Consider the following 25,396-nt stretch of genomic DNA (forward strand, 5'->3'; position numbering starts at 1 on the left):
TTGTGGCATGAAAGAAACGAAACCCACCCCCATTTCAGGAAAAGAATTAATCGCGCTCGGTTACAAACCCGGCCGTTGGTTCAAGCAGGCCCTGCACGACATCAACGAACGCAACCTTACGGGCGATGCCGTAACCGCTTACCTAAATACGCACCAGCCCGCAACCGTGGAACCGTTCTCGGAGCCCGTGCCTTACCACCAGAATTTACGGGCTGAATCTGCCGAGGAAGAAGACAACGTCACCAAGGTATTCGCCACGATGCACGAACTGATGAAAACGCCGACCCTGGTCGCCGGCGCGGTGATGCCGGACGCCTGCCCCACCGGCCCACCCGGGCAAATTCCCGTTGGTGGCATTGCCGTCGCCAAAAACGCCATCCACCCAGCCATGCACTCGGCTGACGTTTGTTGTTCGGTAATGATGACCGACTTCGGTGACGCCGAACCGAAAACCGTGCTGGACGCCGCACACCGGGTGACGCATTTTGGTGGGGGCGGGCGCGAAGATCACTTTGCCCTTCCCGAATCCCTGCACCTGCGAATGCGCCAAAACCAGTTTCTGAATGACGAGAAGTCTCGGGTAACCGCCATCACACACCTGGGTACGCAGGGTGATGGAAACCACTTTCTTTACGTGGGCCGGTCCGAACTGACGGGCAACACGATCATGGTGACGCACCACGGGTCCCGTGGTCTGGGCGCTCACTTGTACACGCAGGGGATGCGGGTGGCGGAGAGTTTTCGCACCCAGCTTTCTCCCAGTACGCCCGCTAAAAACGCCTGGATTCCCTACACCGAAGCGATCGGTAAGGCATACTGGGAAGCGCTGCAAATCGTACGCGACTGGACCAAATTAAATCACGAAGTACTGCACGACGCGACCCAAAAAGGCCTTTCGACGGTTGCCGCAACGGGTGCTGGAGAGCGTTGGTGGAACGAGCATAATTTTGTTTTCAAGGACGGTGACCTCTTCTACCACGCCAAGGGCGCTACCCCGCTCGACGGTAAGTTCGTGCCGGATTCCACCAACGGGTTACGGTTGATTCCACTGAATATGGCCGAGCCCATTCTGATCGTGCGGGGAGAAACCACGGAAAACAATCTCGGTTTCGCTCCCCACGGCGCCGGACGGAATATAAGCCGGACCGCCCACATTCGCAGCAAGGCCGGCAAAACTACCCGCCAGATCTTTGACGAGGAAACGCAAGGGCTCGACGTTCGCTTCTTCAGTGGTAGCGTCGATATTTCCGAGCTGCCTTCGGCTTACAAAAACGCGCAAACCGTACAGAAACAGATGAAAGAGTATGGCCTAGGCGAAGTAGTTGACCGTATTATGCCCTACGGCTGCATCATGGCCGGCAACTGGAAGCGAAACAGACCTTGGCGGAAGAAGCGTCGGGGTAAATCATAGGGAAGTTGCCTCCACACAGTTGTGATTGGCCCGGTTCGCACGAGCGGATCGGGCTAATGCGGTAAATGTTCTGTGCGCAACAAAACGTAGTGTATGGAAATATATTACTCATCCAAAGATTTCTTTTTATTCAAAAAACCGCCCAAGTCACATAATCGCTTATAAAAGCGGTAATCGAAATGTCTGTCTCAAATAGTGGTTCTCGCTTAAATTAGGGAAGAGTTACAATCTTAAGATTTAACCACTATCCAATTACTTTCGATCAGAATATCTTGGTCTTTTGCTTGACGGTAGGGTGGGTGAGGCGGTGTCCTACGAATAGAGTTAAGCTACCTTGTAATGTAGATAATCTTGAAATGAATAAATCTGAATATATTCGCAAAGCTATTCAATTACTCATCCAGCTTTTTCTTTTATTGTTTTCGCTGCCTATCATATCGCAAGCCAACCAATTGATAATCAAATGGAAAAACTTAGATGAAAAAACTGGGGAGCGCATGCTTGGGGCGACTCAGACCTGGATAGCCCCGGCATTAAATATTGGGCTCCTTCGCTTTCATTCCCCTCAACAGCTTTTCCTCGCCGAGGAAAAGCTCCGTAATGACGAGAGTGTCGTCGCCTTCGAGCGCAACACAGTAATCAAAAACAGAACAACACCCAACGACAACTTTTTCACCGAACAGCAACTCAATCTGGAGCGCACTAATTTCCCAGAAGCCTGGAACCTGACGACGGGAGGGCAAACCCCGGACGGCAGCCAGATCGTCATCGCCGTACTGGACGCGGGCTTCGACGTGAATCACGAAGATCTGCGCGAATCGATTTGGCGGAACGCCGGCGAGATACCCGGTGACGGCGTCGACAATGACAATAACGGTTACGTCGATGATCTAAGCGGTTGGGACATGATCGGTGATGACCCCCGCGTCCCCGTAAATACCCACGGTACGCAGGTAATCGGTACGTTAGGAGCAAGGGGGGACAACGAAATCGGTATCGCGGGAACGAACTGGGACGCTAAGTTGATGCTGTTCAGTTTCCAAACCGTCGCGGACGTCATCGAGGCCTACGAATACGTCCGCCAGCAGCGCCTGCGTTGGAACGAATCGGGCGGCCGCGAAGGCGCGTTCGTCGTGGCCACCAACGCCAGTTTCGGTATTGAAGGCGGTACGTGCGGTCAGTACCCGGTGTGGGGGTCGATGTACGAGGAGCTCGGGAAGGTTGGCGTACTTACGGCCGCCGCGACCGCTAACCGCGATTGGGACGTGGACGATAACGGAGACATGCCAACTGACTGCCAAACCGACTACCTGATCGGTGTGGCTAACCTGGGGAAGGCCGACCTCCTCTACCGTAACTCAGCTTACGGACCGCAGAACGTAGATCTGGCCGCTCCCGGCGAGGGTAGTTACAGTACGCTACCCGGTTCCGATTACGGTCCCTTCGGCAGCACGAGCGCGGCGGCCCCCTACGTAACTGGCGCCATTGCGCTACTGTACGCGACTCCCTGTCCGATCTTTCAAGCGCTGGTGGTGAGTGATCCGGCGGCGGCGGCCCTTTTGGTGAGGGAAGCAGTTCTTTCGGGCGCAAAACAATTACCCGGTCTTCAGTTTCGGGTGGCTACGGGGGGCGTGCTGGACGTGGCGGAAAGCCAACGCCTCATCGCCGACCGGTGCGACGCCGGGGCGGGGGAAGCTTTGTCCATCACGTCCGTCCGACCCAACCCAGCCTCCGGTAAAACCTACTTTACGCTCAATACTTCCGTAATTGGAGGTGGGGGAATCCTGACCATATTCGACGGTACGGGGCGGCGGATAGCTATCTCACCCGTCAGGAGGGTAGGGGTGGCGCCGGTGGTGGTGGAGCTCGACGTTAGTCAGTTTCCCGCGGGCTATTACCAGGTTTTGCTGGAGGAAAGGGGTAGGTCGGCGGTGACGGCACTCATCGTTAAGTAGGCCAGTCGCGAGTGGCAGCCATAAACACCACATCGGAAGCTAGTCCTCCGTATAGGCTTATCTTCGCTCGCTCACAAAATCCCCTCCACCATGACTGAAGATGGCAACGTAGCGATCACGGTAATCGATCGCCACGGCGAAGCACACGAACTGGAAGCGCCGACGGACATGAACATGAACCTGATGGAGGTTTGTAAAGCCTATGAATTACCCGTGCAGGGTACGTGCGGCGGCATGGCCCTGTGCAGTACGTGTCACTGTTACGTGCTATCGGAGACGGAGTTACCCGAAATGGGTGACGACGAGGAGGACATGCTGGACCAAGCTTTCTTCGTGGAGGACAATTCCCGCCTCGGGTGCCAGGTGCGAATTACCGCGGAAATTGATGGACTGAAGGTGCAACTGGCTCCGGAGGCGGAAGGGTAAAATATTTTTGCAAATCCGGAGGAAAGTTTTGCGGTTTAAAAATTAGCGCTATCTTTGCGGTCCCTTAACGTAGGGGCACAACAAAAATTAACATCGCGGGGTGGAGCAGTTGGTAGCTCGTCGGGCTCATAACCCGAAGGTCACAGGTTCGAGTCCTGTCCCCGCTACTCGTAAAAGCCGTTGCTGACACTCGTCAGTAGCGGCTTTTTTTATGCCCGTTTGCCGCCTTCCGCCCCTTTGCCGTGCCAGTTATTTCCAGCCACAACTAATCGGCGAGGCAAGGCATTTTACCTAAGTATCAACTAAGTCAAGCCCCCATGGCCACCGTAAAATTTACCTTCGAAGACCCTTCCCTCGCCGCTCAGATCGTCGAGAACGTGGAGACGGACATCAGTATCCTGGAGGTGACCGAAGACAATGGTATTCACCTCAACCACAACTGCGGCGAGGTCTGTGCCTGTAGCACCTGTCACATCTACGTGCTGGCGGGTGAAGATGCACTGGAAGAGATCAGCGATAAGGAAGAAGATTTTATCGACCGGGCCATCAACCCTCGGCTCGAAAGCCGCCTTGGTTGCCAGGCGGTCATCCTCGATAAAGACGCGGTCATCGAAGTGAAGATCCCGAACCAAAGCGGCATCATCGGCCACGAGCACTAGTCCCCACTTAACTTTTATTGGATAACGAGCGGCCCCCGCGGCCCTACAGCACAACACGCATGAGCTTTAAAGATTTTGATAATTTCCCCTTCGGTTGGGTCGAGCACGAAGACATCGCCATGGCACTTTACGACCGCTTCGGCGATGAGTTCGGCCAGGACAAAATCTATCGCATCCGATTCACGGAGTTGCTACAGTGGATTCTCGAGATTCCTAATTTTACCGGCGACAAGGAAAGCTCCACCGAAGAACACCTGGAGCAGATCCAGGCCAAATGGGTGTACGAATGGCGCGACAACCAATAGACCATGGTTACGATGAACGATCTGGAGCGATTCAACCCCATTACCACTTTCATTTTTGACGTGGATGGTGTGCTGACGAATTCGCAATTATTGGTGATGGAGGACGGCTCACTACTGCGGCACATGAACGTGCGCGACGGATACGCGATCAGGCGGGCCATCGAGAAAGGGTACAAAGTAGCCATCATTACCGGGGGGAAGAGCGAGGGCGTGGTGACGCGCCTGCAAAATTTGGGTGTGGTCGACCTGTACTACGGCATCAAGGACAAAGTAGCAGCCTACCGCGAGTTTATGTACCTGTACGAGGACGAGATTACGTACGAGAATGTCCTTTTTATGGGCGACGACATGGTCGACCTGGCGGTGATGAAAATGGTCGGATTACCGGCCTGCCCGAACGACGCCTGCCCGGAAATACTCGGGGTATCCAAATTCGTTAGCCAGGCCAACGGTGGGGCGGGAGCGGCCCGCGACGTCATCGAGCGGGTGCTGAAACTGAATGGCGACTGGCTACCCACGGCGGAAGAAGGGGAAGAACTACCCCGGAGCGTCTAGTGTAGCATTTTTGCGCGGACGCCGGTGCCGGGTAGTTGGGGAAGAAGCCCTGCTTATCCGATTACGTGGCACCCGCGACCGCGCAACCTGTGCCTAACTACTACCAGCTAAAGCGTTACCCAGCGGTATCCTTTTTTCCGAGCAGCACTGCATTATAAAATGTTGATAAACAAGCATGGGCACCACAAATCGTGGTAAAATTAGGGCCGGCGTACCGCTTGGCGTATATTCGCCCGTCCCCCTAAAACAGCCCCATGCCCGATCAAATACCCGCCGACTACTTAGATGGACTAAACGACATCCAGCGCGCTGCCGTCACCACGACCGAAGGCCCCGTGCTCGTCGTTGCCGGCCCGGGTTCCGGCAAGACCAGGGTACTCACCTTCCGCATCGCTCACCTCATTGAGAAAGGGGCGGCTCCGTGGGAAATCCTGGCCCTGACCTTTACCAACAAGGCGGCGCGGGAGATGAAAGAGCGAATCAGCAAAGTAGTCGGTAAACGCGCCGGCAACATCTGGGCGGGCACGTTTCACAGTCTTTTCGCCCGGATTCTTCGTGTCGAAGCCAAACACATTGGCTATCCCAGCAACTTCACTATCTATGATACTGACGATACAAAGAGCCTGATCGGGCAGATCATCAGGGAGTTGAGTCTGGATAAGACCGTTTACCAGACCAACGCCATTAAGAATCGCATCAGCAGTGCGAAGTCGAGCCTCATTACGCCGAAACTCTACGAACGTAACGAAGAGCTGCTGGCCCAGGATAAGCAGGCCAATATGCCGCTGGTCTACAAGATTTATGCCGCCTACGTCAATCGTTGTAAGAAAGCGGGCGCGATGGACTTCGACGACCTCCTTTTTCGCCTCTACGAATTATTACAAAACCACCCGGAGGTAGCCGGCAAGTACCGCCAAAAGTTTAAATACGTACTTGTGGACGAGTTTCAGGACACGAACACGCTACAGTACGCAATCGTCAAGAAGCTAGTCCAGTATCCGGACAGCCCGCGCAATATTTGCGTTGTGGGCGATGACGCCCAGTCCATCTACGCCTTCCGCGGTGCCACTATCCAGAACATCCTCGATTTCGAACAGGATTTCTCCCAGTTCGACATCCAGACGTTCAAGCTCGAACAGAATTACCGCTCTACCGAAAATATCGTCGCCACGGCCAATGCCGTCATCGGCCACAACCGTCGACAGATTCAGAAGAAAATCTGGTCGGATAAGGGGCTGGGGGAGAAGATTACCGTGCTCCGGGAGATGGACGACACGGGCGAAGGCCGCCGCGTGGCCGACACCATTCTGGAGCAAAAAAACCGCCACCACTTAGCCAACGAGGACATCGCCATCCTCTACCGTACGAACGCTCAGTCGCGCATTTTCGAGGAGTACCTGCGGCGCTTCAATATTGCCTACCGCGTTTACGGCGGCATGAGTTTTTACCAGCGCAAAGAGGTCAAAGACATGGTGGCCTACCTACGCCTCGTGGTGAACCCCAACGACGAAGAAGCATTCCGCCGGGTCATCAATAACCCGAAGCGGGGGATCGGCAACACCAGCGTCGGCAAGATGATCACGCTCGCCGGCCAGCAACAGATCACGCTTTTCGAAGCTTCCAAACACGTGGCCCTCGCCAAGCGCACCCGCCACCAGGCAGACGGCTTCATCCACATGATCGAGCAAGCCCGGGCGAAGGTCGACACGACGGACGCGTACGAAATCGCCGACACGATCGCTAAAAAATCGGGGTTGCTCGACCTGCACCGGGGCGATACGTCGATCGAGGGCATGGGCCGCCTGGAGAACTTCCAATCGCTACTCGACGGCATCAAGAGCTTCGTGGAAGAGGACACCGTGATCGATACGGAAACACTCCCGGATAAGACGCTCGCAACCTACCTGCAAAATATCGCGCTACTGACCGACTTCGATACGAAAAATGCCGAGAGCACCGACGTCGTCACGCTGATGTCCGTCCACGCCGCGAAGGGCCTGGAGTACAAGAGCGTTTTCGTGGTTGGCCTGGAGGAAAAGCTATTTCCTTCCTGGATGAGCATGGATACCCTCGACGGCATGGACGAGGAGCGGCGTTTGTTCTACGTCGCCATCACGCGCGCCGAGCAGTTTCTGACGCTGTCTTACGCAAACACCCGCTACCGCTACGGTAAAATGGTGATGAATGAGCCGAGTCGATTCCTGGCCGAAGTACCCGCGGAGGCCATCGTGAGTACAACGCACTCCCGCCGCTCGCAGGGGCACGAATACGACCGCGTGCAGGAGCAGCGCGCCAGGGTGTCGGGCGTCACGCCGCCCGTCCGCTCTCGCGGTACGGCCCGGTTCGCCAAGCCGAAAGTCGACCCCGCCAACTTCACGCCGAGCCCGGCCGCGGAGATTGTGGAGGGCGTCCGCATTCTGCACCTCAAATTCGGCGAAGGGAGAGTTACCAAAATCGACGGCGGAGCGGCAAACCGTATCGCGACCATTCACTTCAGCGATCTGCCCCAGCCGGAAAAACGCATCATGCTGAAGTTTGCTAAGCTACAGATCTTACCCTAACCCGGTAAACCCACGTTCCGGTCGGTTCTGAGCACGGGCACAAATATTTCGGTATTTGCTTCGACTTTTGCCCCCCTCCTACGTTATCCACGCATAAACAACCAAAAACATGCTAAAATTAACTAGCCTGCTAGCCTTTTGCCTAGTTGTACTCGTCTCCTGCCAGGATACCAATACGGTGGTGGACACGCCCGCTACCGACGTGACGGTCGAGCAACAAACTGTCGCTGAACTGAATAATACCGCAAACGTCAAAGGAGAAAACTTTGAAGTAAAGACCATCGATGGCGAAATAAAATCTCCCCGCAAGGAACTGACGGGGACGATCAGCGAAGTTCCCGTAACGATTAACTACGGTAGTCCTTCCGTCAACGACCGGACCATCTTCGGTGAGTTAGTCCCCTACAACAAAGTATGGCGCACGGGTGCCAACGAGGCTACCCGCATCACCTTTGCCGCACCCGTCCTGGTCGGTAATGAAGGCACCGAGCTCGCCGCCGGGACTTACGCACTATTCACCATGCCGGCAAGTAAGGACAGCTGGACGGTCATCTTCAACAAGAAGGCGGATCAGTGGGGAGCGTACGACTACGATGAGAAGGATGACCTCGTAAAGATCCGCGGCGAAGCGGCTGAAACCGGCACCACGGCCGAGCGGATGGATTTTGCCCTCGACGGCAACACGGTTAAGCTCACGTGGGCGGACCTCACGGTTAGCTTCCCCGTAAAGTCCGCAGCTAAATAACGTGACGATTTAGTTCATTCAGTGGATTGACTGAATAACACTTCGGGTTACTGGCCGCCACTCTTTTGGCGCCCAATGATATCCTGCCCCGCCGAAGACTTTGCTTCTTCGCGCGGGGCTTCTTTGTATTTGTGGGTAAACAATCGATCGTTCTCCACCCAAATTCCTTCGTCGTTCAATTCTAAAGCCCGGTAGCTGCCGTCCGGCATATTAACCGGTCCACTGCCCCGGGTGCCCGGAACCATAACGACGTTTTCGTAAATAACTCGGTTCGTCTCCGGCTCATACTTCAGCGTGACGTTGCCCTCCGCACCGTAATTGATGATGATGCGCTTCCGATCCTCGACGAGGAAACCACCCTCGGTATAGGTCTTGAAGACGGGTGCGCCGAAGTTCGCGTTCCCGTCACCGCCGAAGGTCAGGACGTCGAGCACCTTACGACGGCTCCATTTCGCGTAGCGGTCGAAACCAAAAATAAAGTAAGCCGGTTGCCCGTCGTAGCCACCCGCCGGGATGATGTCGTAAACCACGTAGCCGAGCCAGTTTTCGGCGGACATGGCTGCGTTTTCCGGATTCTCCCGGAGGGCTGCCCCCCGGTCGAGCAACGGCTGTAACTGCAAGTCGGTTGTGTTCATTTGAATGGCACCGTAATGCCGGTAAGTGTCCGCATTCACGTGCAGTTCCCAAGTAAAGAGTCGAAATTTTTGGTCGGGAGACTCCTTGATTACGACCCCACGGAGTGAGTCGAAGGGGTAGCGGTAGCTGTTCGGCGTTTTGAGCGCTTCCACTAAGCCCTTAATGAGTTCTTTACACGCCAGAAAACGAGCGTCATCGGAACTGTCCGTGTGCATTTCGTAGGAGAGTTCCACCAGAGCGGCTTCCTGTTCCCGGAGCGATTTAGTTTGATCGTCGCTGAGCTCGGTAGCCTGGCCGCTACTCGCAAAAGAAAACGCGAGACAGACGGATAACAAAAAGTGGAACTTCATGGATAATAATTTCGGACGATTATATATACGTCGGGCCAGCGGGAAAGTATACCTCTGACGGCTACATTTGTAAAATGGTAACAATTGATCTGAGCGGTAAGACGGTGCTTGTCACCGGAAGTAGTAAAGGGGTAGGGGAGGCCACCGCCCGCTTGTTTGCCAAGGCGGGTGCCCGCGTTTGCGTTCACTATCACCAGGACCAGGAAGGCGCCAAAAGAGTTTTGGCTAGTCTACGGGGAGTCGGGCATACGCTACTGCAGGCCGACCTGCGCGACCCCGGCGCGGCCAGGCGATTGGTTGACAGCGCGCACCATAAATTCGGTGCGCTCAACGTGTTGGTAAATAACGCGGGCGTTTTTCGCAAGCACCCCGTTGACGGCTCCATCACCTTCGATCACTGGCTGGCGACTTTTCAGGAGACACTTAAGACTAATCTAATCGGCCCCGCCGCCGCTTCGTTCGCCGCCATCCAGCACATGCGCAAACAGGGTGGGGGCACGATCGTTAACGTCGGTAGCCGGGGAGCCTTTCGGGGGGAAGCCGGTCAGGTTGGGTACGGAGCCGCCAAAGCCGGTCTGCACGCGCTGTCGCAATCGCTCGCCCAGGAAGTCGGCGTCGACAACATTACCGTCCACGCCGTTGCCCCGGGCTTCATTGAGACGGCCATGGCCCGGCCACACCTCCGGGGGGAAGCCGGTGAGGCCGTGAAGGCACAGAGCCCGCTGGGCCGCGTCGCGACGGTGGAAGAGGTCGCCCGGGCCATTCTGTACTTTTGCACGCCGGAAGCCCGCTTTACCACCGGTGCCGTACTCGATCTAAACGGTGCGAGTTACCTTCGCTAGGCCATGGAACCAACCCACGACGGACCCTTAGACGAACGAGCCATCTCCAGAGATTTCGCCGTATTCGAGCACTTTATCCGCAGGGAGGACATGGAAGGGATGGTGCGGACGCTGCAGGCCGAAAAAATTGCGGTGCGCCGGTCGACCGACGGTACTACGCAGTGGCGCGAAAGCGTGATCATGGGCCACTCGCTTCAGCCAAAATTCTGGATCGAGGTTCGCGAAAACGACTTCGCAAAAGCAAAATATACCATTCGGGAAGCGGCCGAAGCGGCCTGGACCGGTGAGACCATCGACCAGCATCCCTTCGCGGACTATGCTTCCGATGAGCTGCGGACGATATTGACGCAAGAAGACTACTACGGGATCGAGGCCACCGTGGTGGCCAGAAACCTTTTGTTGCAACGGGGAGAGAACGTCGCCCTCAAGGAAATCAGGGACGCCAATCGCCACCGTAATTCCGCAAAGCTGTCCCCAAAGGAGGGTACCCAGGTCTACGTAATCGCCGGTACGATCATTGGCGCGGTGGCCGGCCTTTACCTTAACGTTATTGCCTTCATGGCGGCACTGGGCGTGCTGATCTACTACGCCTCCGGGAAGCAGCGCGACGGTGACGGCAAGCAGCATTTTATCTACGTGGCGCGGACGCGGGTGCGGGGTAAGTGGGGGACGGGCGTTGTTGCCTTAGGCTTAGCGTTCGGTTTGTTAAACTACTTCTGGCTGCACTGGATTCACATCGAGCCGGTGCAAAGCTGGTTTTGGCTCTGGCGCTAGGCTGACGCTCCCGGTACCTAAGTGTTTACTGACCTAAAGTACTCTACAAATTTCGATGGTTGGTTTCTCACCGAATAGCCTGAAATCAATCCGAAATTGTTAAATCAAAAAGGGCGGAAAATCTACCAATCCGACTAAGTTTAGTCGCACCAGAGGATTCACCGCCCAGTCGTCATCAGTCCTTTAGTGGACCTACTGCTTAACCACGATTTTACTGGACTGCACCAAGCCGTCCCGCACCGTAACCACGTAGCGACCGGCCGGTAACGACCGTAAATTAACGGAACCGCCAGTCAAACCGAGCGACTGCTCCAGCAAAACCGAACCGGTAATGGAGGTGACAAATGCTCGTCCACCCACTCGTTCCGGGTAGCTGATTTGTACTTCGTCTGCCGTAGGGTTAGGGTAAACCTTGAACAGGTTGTTAACTACCGGCGTCCGTACACTCACGGGCTGGGCGGAGAAGAAATCATCAACGCAAAAGTAAGCTGGTGTAAGTATACCGGCAGAGTTTCTGTCGGTGGACGACAGACTGAAGGACAAACTATCCACCACACCCAGGCCGCTCAGATCAACGTATTCCCACTCACTCAGGATATAGTCTTCATCGTTATCTTCAAAGCGGTAATCAGCCAGGTAAAAATCTACGCTGTCGGTTACTTCGGTATCGTCCACGTAGCCCTTTATCGTCAGCAGGAAGAAATCAGCATCATTACCGTCGAGACCACCGAATCTTTTAGAGAATTGATTGCCGTCCCGAAGAGTGAAGAAGGCATAAGTAGAGTTAGTTACGTAAAATCCGGGGACGGGCCGAGTTGCGGCGGTACCGCTCAGTTTAATCCCCGTCGTATCGAAGGCAACACCGTAGGTGGTGGAACCGCCAAATCCGCTACCGGTGATGGAACTGTACTGGTTTGTAAAACCCGGTGAAATGGTATCCGTAGTCGATGAAATGGACCAGCCGGACCAAAAGCTAAACCCATCTCCCTGAGTAAAGCTATTTGGGAAAAAGGCATCACCGGCTTGAAAGCCGCCGTTGCCATCACTACCGTTGAGAAAAGTACCTATTTCGAGGTCGAACGATTCGAAGTCTACTACGTCCTGGGCGGGCAACAAAGCCACGGCAAGGAGAAGAAAGAAAGAAGTAAAATATAATTTCATGGTGAAATTTTAGGTTGAAAAAAAGAAAAAGTAAGCCCGGCACGGAAGTGACGACCCGGCATGGGCCGCCGATCAATAATTAAATAATCAGTATTCCAGGCATTACGTAGGTTAAAAAAGAGATTGGCCGCGAGGCCAAAGAGTTTGTGTGCCCGATGAATCCGGGCGTCGCCCACCGCATAACTATCGATCGGCCCGTTCACGCCCATCATCGCTCCAACGTAACGGTGGCGGTAGCTTACCTGCCAGTCGCGCCACGAGGCCGTCACCGCGACCCGCCCCTGGTGTTCCGGGACGTAAATGAGCTGTTCGCCTTCCTCAATTCGCGGCAGGCTGATGGCTACCTCATTAGTTGAGCGTACGTAGTCGTAACCGGCCGTTAGCTGCAGGTTAAGCGCTTCGTGTCGATAACCGATGTTCAAGCGCGGTTCTAAGCCCCGGCTTAACACGCGAGAAAGATTACTCGCCGCCCAGTAGCCGAATTCAGGGTTCGGGCTCCAGAGCACCCAGTTATTCGTGTTGCGGTAGAAAGCGGTGAGACCGGCGGAAACATCCCACTGATCCGTTTGCCGGGCGTACCGGACCGTTAGTTCCTCCGCCCAACCTTCTTCGGCGAGTAGCGCGGGGTTCCCACCTGGTTTCCAAAAGCGGTCGTTCAGGGTAGGTAAACGGTAGTTGCGGCCAACCTTTCCCTCTACCCACAGATCAGGGCGCAATGAGTACGAAAACCCGAAAGCAGGGATGACCGGTATTGTCCGCCCATCCACTATTTCTCCCCGCAGGCTTAGCCTGGTGCTAAGTCTCGATCCCTGGTACTGCCACCCACCGAATAATGCCGTGCGTTGCTCCGTAGGTGTTTCTTCGCGGTAACCATCCGCCCGGGCGGTGGTACGACTTGCCGTGGTACCGATCATGAAGCGGTGGTCGCTCCGGCGGGGGACGTAGTCGGCCGTCGCATCCGCCAGTAAGGTATTGAAACCACTGGGGGCGACCAGACCGCTCGCCTCATCGTAGTATTCGAGCGACTCACTGAAAGCAGCTACTTTGCCGCCCCACTTAATGCGGCCGCCCTCGTTGCGGTAAGCGACCACGAGGCGGTCGGCGGAGTCATCCTGGCGGGCGGCGCTACGGGTTTGCACGTTAGTCGGGGGGATTTGCCGGGCGTTGCGCTGGTGCCAGAAATGAAAACTTAATTGCTGGTCCGTGCCGGGCCGCCAGTAAAGATTCTGGGTTAGTAGCGTATGCTCCTGGGCGGCGTTGCTTTGGCGGAGCTCGGCAACGGTCGGCGCGGGCGTGTATGGGAAATCGTTGGTGGCCGTCAAGCGGCTCAGGCGGGTGTCACTTTGCCAGGTATCGTTACCGAGCCCGACGTGAATTCTTCGTTCTACGAGTCCGAAAGAACCGATATCCAAACCGGCCGTCACCTCTTTCCGGCGGTCAAAATTCGCCGCGTTGTTCACCCCGATCACCCCGCCCAGGGCACCACTTCCCCAGAGCGATGAATTACCTCCGGGAGTAAAGCTTACCGAGGAGGCACCCTCAAGTGGTAACAAACTAAGATCGAGAAGACCGAGCATAGGGCTGTGTACGGGCAGGCCGTTCCAGAGTACGAGCGTATGACCGGCGCTACCGCCCCGGACGGACGTCGTCGCCAGGCTACCGGCCCCGTAGTTCTTCACGAACGTGCCCGTAAGTGCTTCCAACAATTCACCCGCCGTCGTCACGGGCAGTTTCTGCAGTGCTTCCGCCGTCCAGCTAACCGTTTGCGCACCGACGTCTGATTGACGCACGGAAGTAGTCCGTACTTCCATAGCGGGTAACGTCACGACGGTGTCGACCCTGCCCTGAGCGGTCAGGAGGGTAGTGGCGAAGCAAGCCAGGAATCCGATAAGTGATAAAGTGGTGAAACGGGTCACGGGTGAGCTCGGGGAAGGTTAAGAAACCGTAAAGTCCGGGCGCTCGGATGCGCAACCCGTTCCGTAACGCGCCGGGTTGAGCGGCGAGCGGTGGGGAACGTGGCGGCGATGATCCGGACGGTCCTGCCTTTACATGCGAAAGCAGCGTCCACACTCCGGGCAGGCGATCCGACTCGCCATCGGGGAGGATGGCTCACGGTTGCGCGACAGCGCACGATTCTCACGTGCTTCGTCCTGGCTGCCGATTACTAGCTAGTGATCGGCCCCGGGGTGCAAATTGGACCGCAAAGGTAAGGCCAAAGTCCGGCACCTCGGTCAATATCCAAAACCTTAGGCTGAGGTAAGGTGAACGTAATCCCCCAATTTTGTAAACTACTCCAGCGGACACCCAAGATATCAGACTTGGCAACTCACCGTCTCAAAATAATTAAATCATCGTACTTAGTTTAATAACTAAACTAACCCTATCTTTGTCGCGGTTCCAGGTACTACTTCTTCATCACCCTTTAAATTGCCCAAGTATGTTCGGCTTAAAACACGCTTCCTTCGACGCTACCACTTACGTGATTCACTACCAGAAGGGCAAGGTGCAACAGGAGGGTAGGGGACTCTCCTTTTTCTATTTCGCCCCCAACAGCTCAATCGCCGCGATCCCGATGAGCAGTAACGACCTACCCTTCATCTTCGGGAGCACAACGCGGGATTACCAGACCATCAGCACCCAGGGCCAGATCAGTTACCGGGTCATTCACCCGGAAATGTTAGCGGCCGTACTGGACTTCACCGTAGACGCCAGGGGGAACTACAAGAGTAACGACGTCGAAAAATTGAACCAGCGGATCATCAACGAAGCGCAGACCTCCACCTCGACCTACGTTCACCAAACGCCCCTCAAGGAGGTGCTACGGTCCGGGAAAGTCATCGAAGGCAGGATTTTCGAAGGGCTGCTCAGTTCGGCCGCGGTTAGCCTACTCGGTGTCGAGATCATGGGTGTCAACGTCCTAAAAATATCCGCTAACCCCGAGACGGCCCGTGCCCTGGAGACCGAAACGCGCGAACGGCTCCTGCAGGAAGCCGACGAGGCCGTCTACGAGCGCCGCAACTTTGCGGTAGAGCAAGAACGACGGATTAAAGAGACGGAGTTAAACACCGAGATTGCCGTGAAGGAAAAACAAAAGCAGATCGCCGAAAAACAAATGGAATCCGACGTTATGCGCAGCGAGAACCAACGCGAGCTCCGCGAATTGCAGCTGAGCGCCGATATATCGATGGAAGACAAGCGCCAAGCCCTCATCACCCAAAAGGTAGAAAACGACCGCAAGGAAGCCGACGCCCGCAAGTACGTGCTGGAAGCTAATTTGGAGCCGTACCGCGATATTGACTGGAAGACGCTGACCGCCCTGAAAGGAGGAAACTCCCCGGCCGGAGACATCGCACTGGCTTTCCGCGAAATGGCCGACAACGCGGGCAAGATCGGTAACTTGAACATTAGCCCGGACTTACTGGAAACCGTTCTCAAGGATCGGCCCGAGCGGCGCAATAGCCCCCGTAATGAGCGATAAACAGCCTACTCCATTAACCATCCCCGACTACGCCATCATTGTCCGGAGTAAGACGCGCCTGGAAGCACTCATCGAGCGCTTCAATACGCGCGCCCAGGCTGAGTTTTACATCAATAGCTTAGGCGGAAACTTTGGCGAATACGAAGCGGAACACACCATATTTTATCGGTGTCTAAACGAAGTACAGGCCAGTCTTGGCAAGCACCTAAAGAATAAAATTCTTTACCGGGAGTACTTGACCAATTACGTGTTCTCCGACAGGAACCTGATCGTCGTCGTGGGGCAGGATGGTCTGGTGGCCAACACCGCCAAATATTCCCGGGGCGTACCCATTATCGGAGTCAATCCCGATCCGGAACGCTACGACGGGGTGTTGCTTCCGTATTCACGTCACGATTTCATGGACGCGGTGCGGCGGGTACTTACCGGTTCGTTTGCGCATACGGACCGCCGTTTTGCCGAGGCTCGGCTCAGTGACGGTCAATCCCTGCTCGCCTTCAACGACTTGTTCATCGGGGCGGCAAGCCACGTCTCGGCGCGGTACGAATTGGACTACGCGGGGCAGCGGGAAGTGCAGTCGTCCAGCGGGTTGATCGTATCGACGCAGGCGGGGAGCACGGGGTGGTTCAGCTCGGTCATCAACATGGCCCGGGGCATTGCCGGTAACGAAGCGAAGTTGGATCCGCTGCAGTTTCGCCCCTCGGCGGAAGAATTGGTGTTTGCCGTCCGGGAGCCCTTCGCCAGCGTACAAACCGGGATCGACATCGTAACCGGTCGCATCGATACCCAGCGGCCTTTGCAGATTTGTTCTCGGATGCCGCAGAATGGCGTGATATTTAGTGATGGCATCGAAGCGGACTTTCTGTCGTTTACGAGCGGGGTCGTCACGCAGGTCGGACTGTCCGATGCCTACTGCCGGCTGGTGGATTGACCGGGCGGGATGGACGAGCTAGCTTCGTTTTTAATCCGGAAATTTCCTTCAAAGATAAACTAGGTGTGGGCGCGGTCGCGGGTGCCAAGTAAATACGCATTAGCTGAGAAACGGGTTAGTACCAAAGGGCTAGTTTCGTGCCAAACGTAAGGTTCAAACTAAGGCCCGGCCACGGTATTACGAACCTCCCTGCTCCTGCACCCAACCACCCCGGCACCCGCGACCGCGCCCGGGGTATTATTCCACTGTGGAGGAGAGAGATTCCGCGGCACCCGGCGCTTAACTATTGCGAACGCCGAAGCGTTCACCACCGACCTGAGTACGCATACCGCAAGACCCGCCAACACCTACGCCATGAAGATGAATAACGTGCACGAATACGTCAAGACAGTCCTGGAAAATATGCCGCCGGACTGGCTCCATCTGACAACGCACCGCCTGGATATTTACAACGAGAAACAGGCGAAGACAGAATTTTTGGAACGGTTAGAGGCGCTTTACGCCACCGGTGATGCCACCCCCGGCGCCCTGAGTGATCTGGCAACGGCTTTTGACTACATCCGCCTGGGCCATCCGCTGTCCTGTCTACTGGAGTGGGTGATCGCCAAGAAAACGGACACGGCACCTCAAAATGTAATCAGTTTCGCTTCGCAGCGTATGGCTATTCTGGCCATTTTGAGGAAGAATGCGTTAGATAACAAAGCCACGCGCATTGTTTACGCTGACGACCTACCGGCTTACCTGGATAGTGAGCTCCTGAGCAGCGTGTACGGCTACCAATTTGAATTGACGAAAGTAGACGACGCGCGGGAAATTCCTGCCTTCGCTGGTACTAATATTTTAGTCTCCCCGCAGGAAGACGTGTCTGCGTTCAACCGCTCCACAGCCATTGACTTCTTCGTCAACGTGCATGCTCACTTGGGTAGCGTACTACTGATCCACGGCGAGAAAAACGAAGCTTACCTCCCCGCCATCCAGCACGTTCGGCGGAGAGAGACCATCGCCATGACGCCGGCCGATTGTCACGTTGCCCTGGCGCGGATGGTCGGGGTTGCCACCGTTGCAAAAATCCTGGATGATGCCGCGGCGGACAGGGCAAGCGTGGCTGCTTCCATCAAAAAAATAACCGACACGTCCGTTATGCCAGTGGTCGCCAGTAGTGGTTTGTCCGTGCAGTACGCGATCATGATGGGGCTGATCCACGACGCGCGGGAGAATTACCCGGGCAAGGCGATAAAATTCATCGTACCGCCCAACTGCTACGGTGGGACGAACGACCAGGCGCGGCGCGTGGCCGCCGTAGTGGATAACGTGGAGATAGTCGATCTACCAGTCGATGGGGGGCAGGACATGGTGGAGAGCATCGAACTGGTACTGACCGAATTGGCCGCCACGGATGCCGTACCTTACATCATAGCGGAAATTCCCACAAACCCTAGGGTAGAGGTGCCGGACCTTTTGGCCCTGAAAGAATCGCTGAGCAAGGTGCGGAAAACCAGGAGTGGAGAGACTGCCACCGATCCGGTATTCATCCTCGATCAGACCTTTTGCCCCAACGTAAACTTCCTGGGGGAGGGGGCCGTGCTGTCTACTATCCGGACAATTTCTTACGCGAGTGGTTCTAAGTTCCCGAGTGGCGGACTAGTCACGGCGGGTTACTGCGTGGGTAACGAGGGGGTAGCTTCCCTACTGGAAAAGGTAGCTTTCCACCTGGAGCTTTGCGATAACGGAGCGACGGAGTATCAAATGGCTACGCTCGCCAAGCAGTTACCGTCCATGAACGAGCGCATTCACGCCGCTTACCTGAATACGCGTGAATTTGTGAATTTCATTCGGAAAGTACTACCGGCGGCGAAGCTCAACTTTGTGTCGGAAGCGCTGGCGGCGGAAGGATTTACGCCGTCCGTATTCTCGCTCGACTTGCCTACTGAGGGTGATTCGGAGGAGGAGAAAGAGGCGTACAAAAGGGAACTAAATTACCGGTTAATTAACCTGATGATCCAGGAAATCCCCGATGAAAGTAAGTTTTGCGTGAGTTACGGCCAGTTGAAGGGATGTTACTGGACGATTCCCGCTACCTCGACGCAGGGCACGACTCGTGAGGGGGATAAGGATTATATCGTGCGGGCGTCGCTTGCGCCTGACGTGGATGTAGAGCAACATAAAAAAGTGTTTGTGCAGTTTGCGAATTCGCTTGCCTGATGGTGGCGGACGAACCTCACGCCGGCTCAATAGTCATGATTTACTTGGCGTCAGCTATTAAGTATTCACCTCCACCACCACTTTACCCATAGTTTTCCCGCCCTGAAATAGCCGAACCGCCGCGGGCAGATCCGCAAAGGTGAAGCGATGGCCGATGACCGGGCGGCCGACGTTCAGGGCCGAGAGTTCGTCAAGGATTTCCGCCATCAGCTCGGCGCGTTCGTAAAGCCAAATGAGATTGAACCCCATGACGGATTTGTTAACCTCGGGCAGGTTTTGGGGGTCGATTTTGGGGCGGGTCAAATACTGCCAGAGTAGGCGTGGGTAATTTGGGCGGTTACCGACGGTACTGTACCGGGCCGCGCCGTAGACGATGCTACGGCCCATGGGGGCGAGTTCCTCGAAGCCGACCGTAAATATTTTGCCGCCGATGCATTCCATGATGAGATTCAGTTCTCGCTCACCGAGCGCGTGGCGTAAATCGTTCCTGAACGTTCGTTTGTTGCGTACGATCCAGTCGTCGTAACCCTCTCGCCGCAGGTAATCTACTTTAGCCGACCCACCAATCGTACCGATGGTGTGGGCACCGATTTGACGGGCGATGCGCCCGGCAAAAGTCCCGACGCCACCGGCCGCGGAATGGATCAGTACCGTTTGCCCGGCGTGTAATTGACCGAGTTTTACCAGGCCGTAGTAGGCCGTCAGCGCCTGTACGAGATAGCCGGCCCCTTCGGCCATCGACCAACCCGGCGGCAGGGGGCGGACGTAGCGCCGGTCAATCGTCAGCGCAGTGGTGTAGGCGCCGAAGCGCGTCACGCCCATGACCGACTGGCCCACTTGAATATCAACCACATCTGTACCGACCGCCGTCACTTCGCCGGCGAATTCAAGGCCGGGAGTAAAGGCACCCTTGGGCGTTGCGCTGTAGAGCCCCCAGATGGCAAAAACGTCGGCGAAGTTCAGGCCAATTGCCCGTACCGCAATGGTAACTTCATGAGGAGTTGGTGGCGAAGGTGGTCGATTGACAAGACGTAAATTAGCGAGGGATCCGGCGGTAAGTTCGTAGGTCATGGAGTTATAGTAAGAATAAATTTATTTGTGCACCCGTAACTTGGATGAATTAAGACCTGTGTGCAAAATTATTATGTTAAGTAGAATTGTTAATTATGGAGAGCAACGGGGTAGGGTACGAATACTGGCGAATCGGAAAATTAGCGATTTACCTAAACGCGGCGGCGACAGTTTTTGGAATAATATTCGGACTGCTACGCGCCATTGATTTTTTCGCGCGGGCCAGTAGTATAGATGATGCATTATATAATGCGTGGCTACCGCTGTGGTGGTCACTCACCGAATATTTGATGGTAGCGGCTGGCGTGATGTTGGTTTTGGTGAGTGTGCTACCGTTATTCAAACAAGTTTCGCGACGGTTTCGTGGGCAGGTTGCAGTCAGTTGGCTGTTTACGGTACCGTGGATGACGGTTTTATACATTGATTACCTGGTCGGTTAGCAAAATAACTCAATTGCCTATAATTTATATTATGTTAAGTAATGCAATTTTAGCTTACGCTTCATCGCCCAATCCGGAACCGGTATCAAAACCAACAGAGAAGCATGGCCAACTTTCTGAATTGGATCTAAGCAGAATTAATTACCCCTAGGAGAACTGAAGAACTGGCCGGTACTTGAGCCTTAGGTTATTCAAATTTAGCGTCCCCTCCCCTCCCCTCGCCTGATGTATCGCCCAAATAATTGAGCAACACACGGTGCCAGATACGGTGTGGTCAATAGCTTATGCTCAGTCAGGTAAGAGCGTTCCTATCCGCCGCCGTGAAACAGGTTCAGTTCACCACTCCAAATTACGTAGCCAATCTACAGTACAGTTCTCGACTGCTGATCTTCCAGTCGGCTTGACACAGCTGTTCCCCCATTTTCTCTCGCATATTTAGCATCAAATAACCACGTCATTGAATTACCACCCAATCTTGTATGCTACCCTGCGCAGTGTTAATCCGCACAAGGTATGTACCCGCCGGCAGGTTGGTTACGTCGAGACTCTCCGGACTACCCGGAAAGGTACGTAGGGGCCTGCCCTGCGTGGAAAGTAAGTCTACGGACAACACGCTGAGCCCTACCGGTAGCGTAAGTTTCAGCAATGACCCCGAATTAGGGTTAGGATACACTAATAGATTACTCAGCACGCGCGCCGAGGTCACCGAGACGACCGTGTTCAAGTCGTAAACCCGGACGTGACCCGCATTGTCGCCGTTCCCATCATTGTACGATGCACCGATGGCTACCCTTTTACCGTCTGCTGACAGCGCAACGGATTCACCAGACCTGTCGCCCCTGCCTTCCCCGATGATATCCGCCCCTGTTTTAATCCAATCCCCGTTTTCTTCTGCGTAGACCCGTACGTGACCAGCATCACGATTACTGCCCGCTGCCCCAACTACCAGATGACGACCATTTTCGGATAAGGATACTGCGGAGCCAAAAACATCTTCAGCAGCTTCTCCCGTAATGGTTAAACCGATTTTATTCCAATTTCCGCCCTCCTCCCCGTAGACGCTGACTTGTCCCAAATCCATCGTACTACCGGCTATTCCGGTCGCACCAACGGCCAGCCGGGTGCCGTTTGCAGTTAGTGAAACAGAACCGCCAAATAAAGATTCACTGCCATCCCCATCGAGGTCATTACCAACCTGTAGCCAACTGGAGTCTTTTAGCGCGAAGACGCGTACGTGACCGGCCCGTACCCCGGCGTCTCTATTCTCAACTGCGCCAATCGCTACCCGATCACCGTCCGCGGATAGCGAAAGGGACACACCAGAAAAATTCAAGCTTCCTTCCCCATCGATATCTCCGCCAAGTTGCGTCCAGATATCACCACTTTCCTCGTAGATACGAACGTGGCCCGCACCCGCACGATAGTCGCTGTTATAGACTGCACTGATGGCTACCCGCTTGCCGTTAGCAGATAAAGAAACAGCCCAACCGGATTGATCTCCTTCACGCTCTCCGTCAATATCCGCGCCAATCTGTACCCAAGTTCCTGCCTGCTCTTCGTAGATTCGGGCGTGACCTCTATTCATACTGGTATCAAAATCGCCATTCTCCGGTGCGCCAATCGCTACCCGACGACCGTCCGCAGACAAGGAAACGGAACTACCCGAGTAATCTCCTCGATCCTCCCCCCGAATGATTGGGCCGACCTGGGTCCATTCGCCATCTCTTTCCTGGTATATTTGAACGAAGCCCCGGTACAACTCAAAGATACCATCTCCGCCGAATGGCGTGCCGATGGCGACCCGATCACCATTTGCGGACATGGACACCGAATGGCCGGAAAAATCGTCTTGGAAAAGGCCATCAATATCCACACCTATTTGTGTTTGACCCATGATAAAGTTGGGGATGAACAGCAGAAGAAATAGTGGTCGCATGGAAAGTAAGATTGTGTCGATCATGAATAGGGCAAAGGTAAAAAATTCTGGATTCGGCACGTTTTCGAGCAGCACGTTGGCCTTCTGGTTGGAAAAAATGGGCGATGTCTTAATACCTTAGTTCCCTTATTACTCCGTCGTGCCACACCCAATACTTTTCGAACCAGATTTTTGATGTACCTCTTACAGATATCCCTCATCACCCTGGGCCTAGTGATCGCCACTAGTGTCGATCGGTGAAATATCGGACGGAAGGCACGACGCACGCTACGGGAGGTAGTACGTGGCCATCCGCGCGGATTTAGCGGAGGAGCATAAAAGCACCCGGATGAACATCGGCGACGCCGGCGCGACGTTGGGAGCCTCGACCACGCCACCCGGCTGCTCACTGGTTCCGAGCCCTACAGTTTGGTACTGGACGCCAGGGAAGTTTCGGAAGTTATCGCCAAGGGTGTGTTTCACACCTTCACCCCCACCACCTTCGACGTCATAGTTAACACCGGCGACGTGTCGCTAATTGAGGCCCCAAAACTGCGGTCGGAGCTGGCGGCGGTCTTCGCCTTCCGCACCGACATCGTTGAGCACGACCTGCACGCCTACAACGAAGAAGTACACAAGACTTTGGAACGGATCGCAACCGTAATTAATCTACGGTGCCTCCTGGAGCTTGGCGTGACGGTCGGGTGCCTACGGTCAACCACCGGCTTCACGCAAAGCATCAACGATTTTCTAATTCTCCAGCGCGTAGCTAATACTCGGCTCTTCCACCTTCGTGTCGCTGACGAACAAGTTAGCGAGGTAGCGGAGCGCATCGATGAGTTATTGAAGTAGCCGCAACCAGTGCTCGTGACTTGTTTTCCTTACTATTCTCGGGGGCAAGCCCTGCTTAATGTCAGCCAACAGTAGTTTTTCGGCGCGGTCGCGGGTGCCGGGTAAATACCCGTGATCCGTTATTCCAACGGAGAAATCATAATGTGCGCCCGGTGCGTACCCGGGTCCATGAGCCACGGGTGGTTGGGTGCGATCGGCGCCTCCGGCAGACCGGTCGAGGCGGCCGTGGCGAAGGGCATGTAGACGACGTAGCGGTACTTCGCCCCGGTAACTTCGTCGGTGGCCGGGTCGTAAGTGGCGTCGGGGCCGTAGTAGATGTGCAGCGTCGTGCCGCTTTTGCCCATATCGAGCGTTCCGGCGATGGCTTCGCGCTCCCGAATACCAAAGACTTCCTGAGCGGTTTTTCCTTCCGCCTTTAGTGACCGCCCCCGGGCCATGAAGGGTTCGAGATCGCGGTGGTAGCACGCGGCGCTAAAACCCTCTTTGGCGGGGTCGTCCGCCAGACAGATGAACTGGTTGGTACCTTCTTTGAGGGTTACAATCTCGCCGGATGCGTCGGTACCGATCACGGTGCATTCCGCCCGGCTCTCCTCGGGTGCGGCCAGCAGGGCGGTGGCGATGCGGGCTTCGTCAGTGATAATGGCCACTGCATTAGTAGTGGTGCTTGTTAGTTCCGGCTGGTCGTCAGATTCCGCGGTGGGTGTTGTGCCAGCGCTTTCGGTAGTGTCCGTGGTGGGAATACAGCTAATCAGGACGGTGAGTAACAGGGGAAGGAGGAGATATTTGCTCATGGTGCGGTTGGTCGTTGGTGAGCTACCAAATATAGCGATTATGAGGTTGACCGATCCGTAACCAGGACTTTACGGTGGGACTCGGACCGCACCCCGGATCATCACTGCACCCGCGACCGCGCCCTCCAAATAACGCCCACGGCAGAACACCTCGATTGGTCCGTTACCACCCCTACGGTGTTTTACCCGGTGGTAAACACCGCATCGAATGGGGGTAACTACGTGTTTCGGATGCTAAATCGCGCCGGTATAGATTTGCGGACGCACATTTGACCCGTCATCATATCAGGTACGACAACTTGTAGCATTTTCCCTTTGGCGATCTAGTGCGGGAAGCATGAAATGGATGTACGAGGTGACGGAATACAATCTTTTACATACTAGACGCAAATTTTAAAGGGGCGGAAGTGTAACGATCGGCTTATTTTTTGAATACTTGAACCAGGGACCCGCTGCGGAACACTCACTGTCTATTTTACACCAGCGCGCTCGCCGCCGATTGGCTTCCCCCCTTTACTTTACCTAAAAAACCATAGCTCATGTCCATAAAACACAAAGAGGTTGCCGCCAGCGCCGCCCGCTGGCAACGGTGCCAGACCGACGACCTCCCGCGGGCCTTTTACGCCTTCGACGCTTCGGGCACGAAAGCACAAACCGAACGGGTGGCGAGCTACCGCTTCGGTCGCGGCGAAGCAAACCGGCTCCTGCGGGCTGCGAAAGGCACCAGTGGATTTCAGTTCGTGGTTCACCTGGGGCTGGACAAGACTGACCTATCCGGCTCCGTGGCCACCGCACCGGCTTTTCAGTTATACCTCCAGGTGCTGTCAGCGGATACGGGCTGGCAACAAGGCTGCGAAGTAGGCACGTGGGTGAAGGACGGAAAGTTTAGCGCCGGCAACTCCGTCGTCACGGCCAGCTCGCTCAACGCGATGCCCGCCGCCGGGGCGTACTTGTTCGTGTACAGTTGGCTGGAGACGAGCCAGGCCGAACTGGCCCAGCCGTTTACGGCCACGACCCGGGTCACGGGCGAAAGAATCCAAGCGTACACGTTCAGCAAGGTGGAAAGCGAGAGTATCTACCTCGACATGCTGGCCGGTAAAAAAGGACGCAAGCGGGGCGTGGAGAGCCACGTCGACGTCCACCTCGGCAACGGCGTAGCTATCTGGGCGCATCCGTTTAGCTTTCGCCCGGTGCTGGAGGTTTCCGGCGCCATCACGCAGGACGGGAACCGTAGTTTCCAGCGTGATGCCTCGGGATTATCCGACACGGAGGGGGCTAGTTTTTATGATTATTCACTACCAACGCCCCCGGGTCCCCCGCGCTATGTTTAAAATAT

At 55.4% G+C, this 25,396-nt stretch carries 21 protein-coding genes and 1 tRNA gene; 16 read left to right on the forward strand and 6 right to left on the reverse strand.

Annotated features, from left to right (window positions below):
• Positions 1 to 7 precede the first annotated feature (7 nt).
• From GGR27_RS01825 to GGR27_RS01865, 9 genes are all read left to right on the forward strand, one after another.
• On the forward strand, positions 8 to 1,411 hold the full coding sequence (locus GGR27_RS01825) for an RtcB family protein (protein ID WP_168035690.1): 1,404 nt from the start codon (positions 8 to 10) through the stop codon (positions 1,409 to 1,411).
• Positions 1,412 to 1,908: 497 nt separating this feature from the next.
• Positions 1,909 to 3,366 (forward strand): S8 family serine peptidase, encoded by a 1,458-nt coding sequence (locus tag GGR27_RS01830; RefSeq protein ID WP_168035691.1) that lies wholly within the window; start codon positions 1,909 to 1,911, stop codon positions 3,364 to 3,366.
• Between the two features lie 90 nt (positions 3,367 to 3,456).
• Positions 3,457 to 3,792, forward strand: coding sequence for a 2Fe-2S iron-sulfur cluster-binding protein (locus GGR27_RS01835; protein WP_168035692.1), 336 nt, complete (start codon positions 3,457 to 3,459; stop codon positions 3,790 to 3,792).
• 94 nt (positions 3,793 to 3,886) lie between these two features.
• Positions 3,887 to 3,959 (forward strand) — tRNA-Met (locus GGR27_RS01840).
• Between the two features lie 150 nt (positions 3,960 to 4,109).
• Positions 4,110 to 4,451 carry a 2Fe-2S iron-sulfur cluster-binding protein gene (locus GGR27_RS01845; protein WP_168035693.1) on the forward strand — a complete coding sequence of 114 codons (342 nt, stop codon included), beginning with the start codon at positions 4,110 to 4,112 and terminating at the stop codon, positions 4,449 to 4,451.
• 59 nt (positions 4,452 to 4,510) lie between these two features.
• The gene (iscX, locus tag GGR27_RS01850) at positions 4,511 to 4,756 is read left to right on the forward strand and encodes a Fe-S cluster assembly protein IscX (protein WP_168035694.1); all 246 of its coding nucleotides are present in this window, start codon (positions 4,511 to 4,513) and stop codon (positions 4,754 to 4,756) included.
• A gap of 3 nt (positions 4,757 to 4,759) precedes the next feature.
• Positions 4,760 to 5,311 (forward strand): KdsC family phosphatase, encoded by a 552-nt coding sequence (locus GGR27_RS01855; protein ID WP_245184360.1) that lies wholly within the window; start codon positions 4,760 to 4,762, stop codon positions 5,309 to 5,311.
• A gap of 254 nt (positions 5,312 to 5,565) precedes the next feature.
• Entirely contained in the window at positions 5,566 to 7,872 is a 2,307-nt protein-coding gene (locus tag GGR27_RS01860; RefSeq protein ID WP_168035695.1) for an ATP-dependent helicase, read from the forward strand.
• Between the two features lie 109 nt (positions 7,873 to 7,981).
• A complete protein-coding gene (locus GGR27_RS01865) occupies positions 7,982 to 8,617 on the forward strand; it encodes a DUF2911 domain-containing protein (RefSeq protein WP_168035696.1) in 636 nt (211 codons plus the stop codon).
• A gap of 47 nt (positions 8,618 to 8,664) precedes the next feature.
• On the opposite strand, the gene GGR27_RS01870 is transcribed toward GGR27_RS01865, so the two are convergent.
• Positions 8,665 to 9,603 (reverse strand): hypothetical protein, encoded by a 939-nt coding sequence (locus tag GGR27_RS01870; RefSeq protein WP_168035697.1) that lies wholly within the window; start codon positions 9,601 to 9,603, stop codon positions 8,665 to 8,667.
• 74 nt (positions 9,604 to 9,677) lie between these two features.
• On the opposite strand from GGR27_RS01870, the gene GGR27_RS01875 reads away from it, so the two are divergent.
• Both GGR27_RS01875 and GGR27_RS01880 read left to right on the forward strand, forming a co-directional pair.
• Entirely contained in the window at positions 9,678 to 10,445 is a 768-nt protein-coding gene (locus GGR27_RS01875) for an SDR family NAD(P)-dependent oxidoreductase (protein WP_209037848.1), read from the forward strand.
• Positions 10,446 to 10,448: 3 nt separating this feature from the next.
• Positions 10,449 to 11,219 carry a hypothetical protein gene (locus GGR27_RS01880; RefSeq protein ID WP_168035698.1) on the forward strand — a complete coding sequence of 257 codons (771 nt, stop codon included), beginning with the start codon at positions 10,449 to 10,451 and terminating at the stop codon, positions 11,217 to 11,219.
• 192 nt (positions 11,220 to 11,411) lie between these two features.
• On the opposite strand, the gene GGR27_RS01885 is transcribed toward GGR27_RS01880, so the two are convergent.
• Positions 11,412 to 12,380: a DUF4465 domain-containing protein gene (locus tag GGR27_RS01885; protein ID WP_168035699.1), complete on the reverse strand. Its 969-nt coding sequence runs from the start codon at positions 12,378 to 12,380 to the stop codon at positions 11,412 to 11,414.
• Positions 12,377 to 14,296: a TonB-dependent receptor plug domain-containing protein gene (locus tag GGR27_RS01890; protein WP_168035700.1), complete on the reverse strand. Its 1,920-nt coding sequence runs from the start codon at positions 14,294 to 14,296 to the stop codon at positions 12,377 to 12,379. The genes GGR27_RS01885 and GGR27_RS01890 overlap by 4 nt, the downstream gene beginning before the upstream one ends.
• 521 nt (positions 14,297 to 14,817) lie before the next feature.
• On the opposite strand from GGR27_RS01890, the gene GGR27_RS01895 reads away from it, so the two are divergent.
• From GGR27_RS01895 to GGR27_RS01905, 3 genes are all read left to right on the forward strand, one after another.
• Entirely contained in the window at positions 14,818 to 15,858 is a 1,041-nt protein-coding gene (locus GGR27_RS01895; protein WP_168035701.1) for an SPFH domain-containing protein, read from the forward strand.
• Positions 15,848 to 16,789 (forward strand): diacylglycerol kinase catalytic domain-containing protein, encoded by a 942-nt coding sequence (locus GGR27_RS01900; protein WP_168035702.1) that lies wholly within the window; start codon positions 15,848 to 15,850, stop codon positions 16,787 to 16,789. Before GGR27_RS01895 ends, GGR27_RS01900 begins: the two co-directional genes overlap by 11 nt.
• A 354-nt stretch (positions 16,790 to 17,143) precedes the next feature.
• On the forward strand, positions 17,144 to 18,991 hold the full coding sequence (locus tag GGR27_RS01905) for a PLP-dependent aminotransferase family protein (RefSeq protein WP_168035703.1): 1,848 nt from the start codon (positions 17,144 to 17,146) through the stop codon (positions 18,989 to 18,991).
• Positions 18,992 to 19,048: 57 nt separating this feature from the next.
• On the opposite strand, the gene GGR27_RS01910 is transcribed toward GGR27_RS01905, so the two are convergent.
• Positions 19,049 to 20,062, reverse strand: coding sequence for an alcohol dehydrogenase catalytic domain-containing protein (locus GGR27_RS01910; RefSeq protein ID WP_168035704.1), 1,014 nt, complete (start codon positions 20,060 to 20,062; stop codon positions 19,049 to 19,051).
• 894 nt (positions 20,063 to 20,956) lie between these two features.
• Positions 20,957 to 22,438 carry a T9SS type A sorting domain-containing protein gene (locus tag GGR27_RS01915; RefSeq protein WP_168035705.1) on the reverse strand — a complete coding sequence of 494 codons (1,482 nt, stop codon included), beginning with the start codon at positions 22,436 to 22,438 and terminating at the stop codon, positions 20,957 to 20,959.
• Positions 22,439 to 22,846: 408 nt separating this feature from the next.
• On the opposite strand from GGR27_RS01915, the gene GGR27_RS01920 reads away from it, so the two are divergent.
• Positions 22,847 to 23,269 carry a hypothetical protein gene (locus GGR27_RS01920; RefSeq protein WP_168035706.1) on the forward strand — a complete coding sequence of 141 codons (423 nt, stop codon included), beginning with the start codon at positions 22,847 to 22,849 and terminating at the stop codon, positions 23,267 to 23,269.
• A gap of 119 nt (positions 23,270 to 23,388) precedes the next feature.
• Here GGR27_RS01920 and GGR27_RS01925 read toward each other — a convergent pair whose 3' ends face one another.
• Positions 23,389 to 24,060: a hypothetical protein gene (locus GGR27_RS01925; protein ID WP_168035707.1), complete on the reverse strand. Its 672-nt coding sequence runs from the start codon at positions 24,058 to 24,060 to the stop codon at positions 23,389 to 23,391.
• A 539-nt stretch (positions 24,061 to 24,599) separates the two neighbouring features.
• Between GGR27_RS01925 and GGR27_RS01930 the strand changes: the two genes are divergently transcribed.
• Positions 24,600 to 25,391: a hypothetical protein gene (locus GGR27_RS01930; RefSeq protein WP_168035708.1), complete on the forward strand. Its 792-nt coding sequence runs from the start codon at positions 24,600 to 24,602 to the stop codon at positions 25,389 to 25,391.
• The last annotated feature ends 5 nt before the right edge of the window (positions 25,392 to 25,396 follow it).

Source organism: Neolewinella antarctica (assembly GCF_011927835.1).
Lineage (GTDB): Bacteria > Bacteroidota > Bacteroidia > Chitinophagales > Saprospiraceae > Neolewinella > Neolewinella antarctica.

Bases quoted from the DNA above. Each gene is read 5' to 3' on its own strand.
- GGR27_RS01825 (WP_168035690.1), top strand. From the start codon at position 8: ATGAAAGAAACGAAACCCACCCCCATTTCAGGAAAAGAATTAATCGCG.
- GGR27_RS01830 (WP_168035691.1), top strand. From the start codon at position 1,909: ATGCTTGGGGCGACTCAGACCTGGATAGCCCCGGCATTAAATATTGGG.
- GGR27_RS01835 (WP_168035692.1), top strand. From the start codon at position 3,457: ATGACTGAAGATGGCAACGTAGCGATCACGGTAATCGATCGCCACGGC.
- GGR27_RS01845 (WP_168035693.1), top strand. From the start codon at position 4,110: ATGGCCACCGTAAAATTTACCTTCGAAGACCCTTCCCTCGCCGCTCAG.
- iscX (WP_168035694.1), top strand. From the start codon at position 4,511: ATGAGCTTTAAAGATTTTGATAATTTCCCCTTCGGTTGGGTCGAGCAC.
- GGR27_RS01855 (WP_245184360.1), top strand. From the start codon at position 4,760: ATGGTTACGATGAACGATCTGGAGCGATTCAACCCCATTACCACTTTC.
- GGR27_RS01860 (WP_168035695.1), top strand. From the start codon at position 5,566: ATGCCCGATCAAATACCCGCCGACTACTTAGATGGACTAAACGACATC.
- GGR27_RS01865 (WP_168035696.1), top strand. From the start codon at position 7,982: ATGCTAAAATTAACTAGCCTGCTAGCCTTTTGCCTAGTTGTACTCGTC.
- GGR27_RS01870 (WP_168035697.1), bottom strand. From the start codon at position 9,603: ATGAAGTTCCACTTTTTGTTATCCGTCTGTCTCGCGTTTTCTTTTGCG.
- GGR27_RS01875 (WP_209037848.1), top strand. From the start codon at position 9,678: ATGGTAACAATTGATCTGAGCGGTAAGACGGTGCTTGTCACCGGAAGT.
- GGR27_RS01880 (WP_168035698.1), top strand. From the start codon at position 10,449: ATGGAACCAACCCACGACGGACCCTTAGACGAACGAGCCATCTCCAGA.
- GGR27_RS01885 (WP_168035699.1), bottom strand. From the start codon at position 12,380: ATGAAATTATATTTTACTTCTTTCTTTCTTCTCCTTGCCGTGGCTTTG.
- GGR27_RS01895 (WP_168035701.1), top strand. From the start codon at position 14,818: ATGTTCGGCTTAAAACACGCTTCCTTCGACGCTACCACTTACGTGATT.
- GGR27_RS01900 (WP_168035702.1), top strand. From the start codon at position 15,848: ATGAGCGATAAACAGCCTACTCCATTAACCATCCCCGACTACGCCATC.
- GGR27_RS01905 (WP_168035703.1), top strand. From the start codon at position 17,144: ATGAAGATGAATAACGTGCACGAATACGTCAAGACAGTCCTGGAAAAT.
- GGR27_RS01910 (WP_168035704.1), bottom strand. From the start codon at position 20,062: ATGACCTACGAACTTACCGCCGGATCCCTCGCTAATTTACGTCTTGTC.
- GGR27_RS01915 (WP_168035705.1), bottom strand. From the start codon at position 22,438: ATGCGACCACTATTTCTTCTGCTGTTCATCCCCAACTTTATCATGGGT.
- GGR27_RS01925 (WP_168035707.1), bottom strand. From the start codon at position 24,060: ATGAGCAAATATCTCCTCCTTCCCCTGTTACTCACCGTCCTGATTAGC.
- GGR27_RS01930 (WP_168035708.1), top strand. From the start codon at position 24,600: ATGTCCATAAAACACAAAGAGGTTGCCGCCAGCGCCGCCCGCTGGCAA.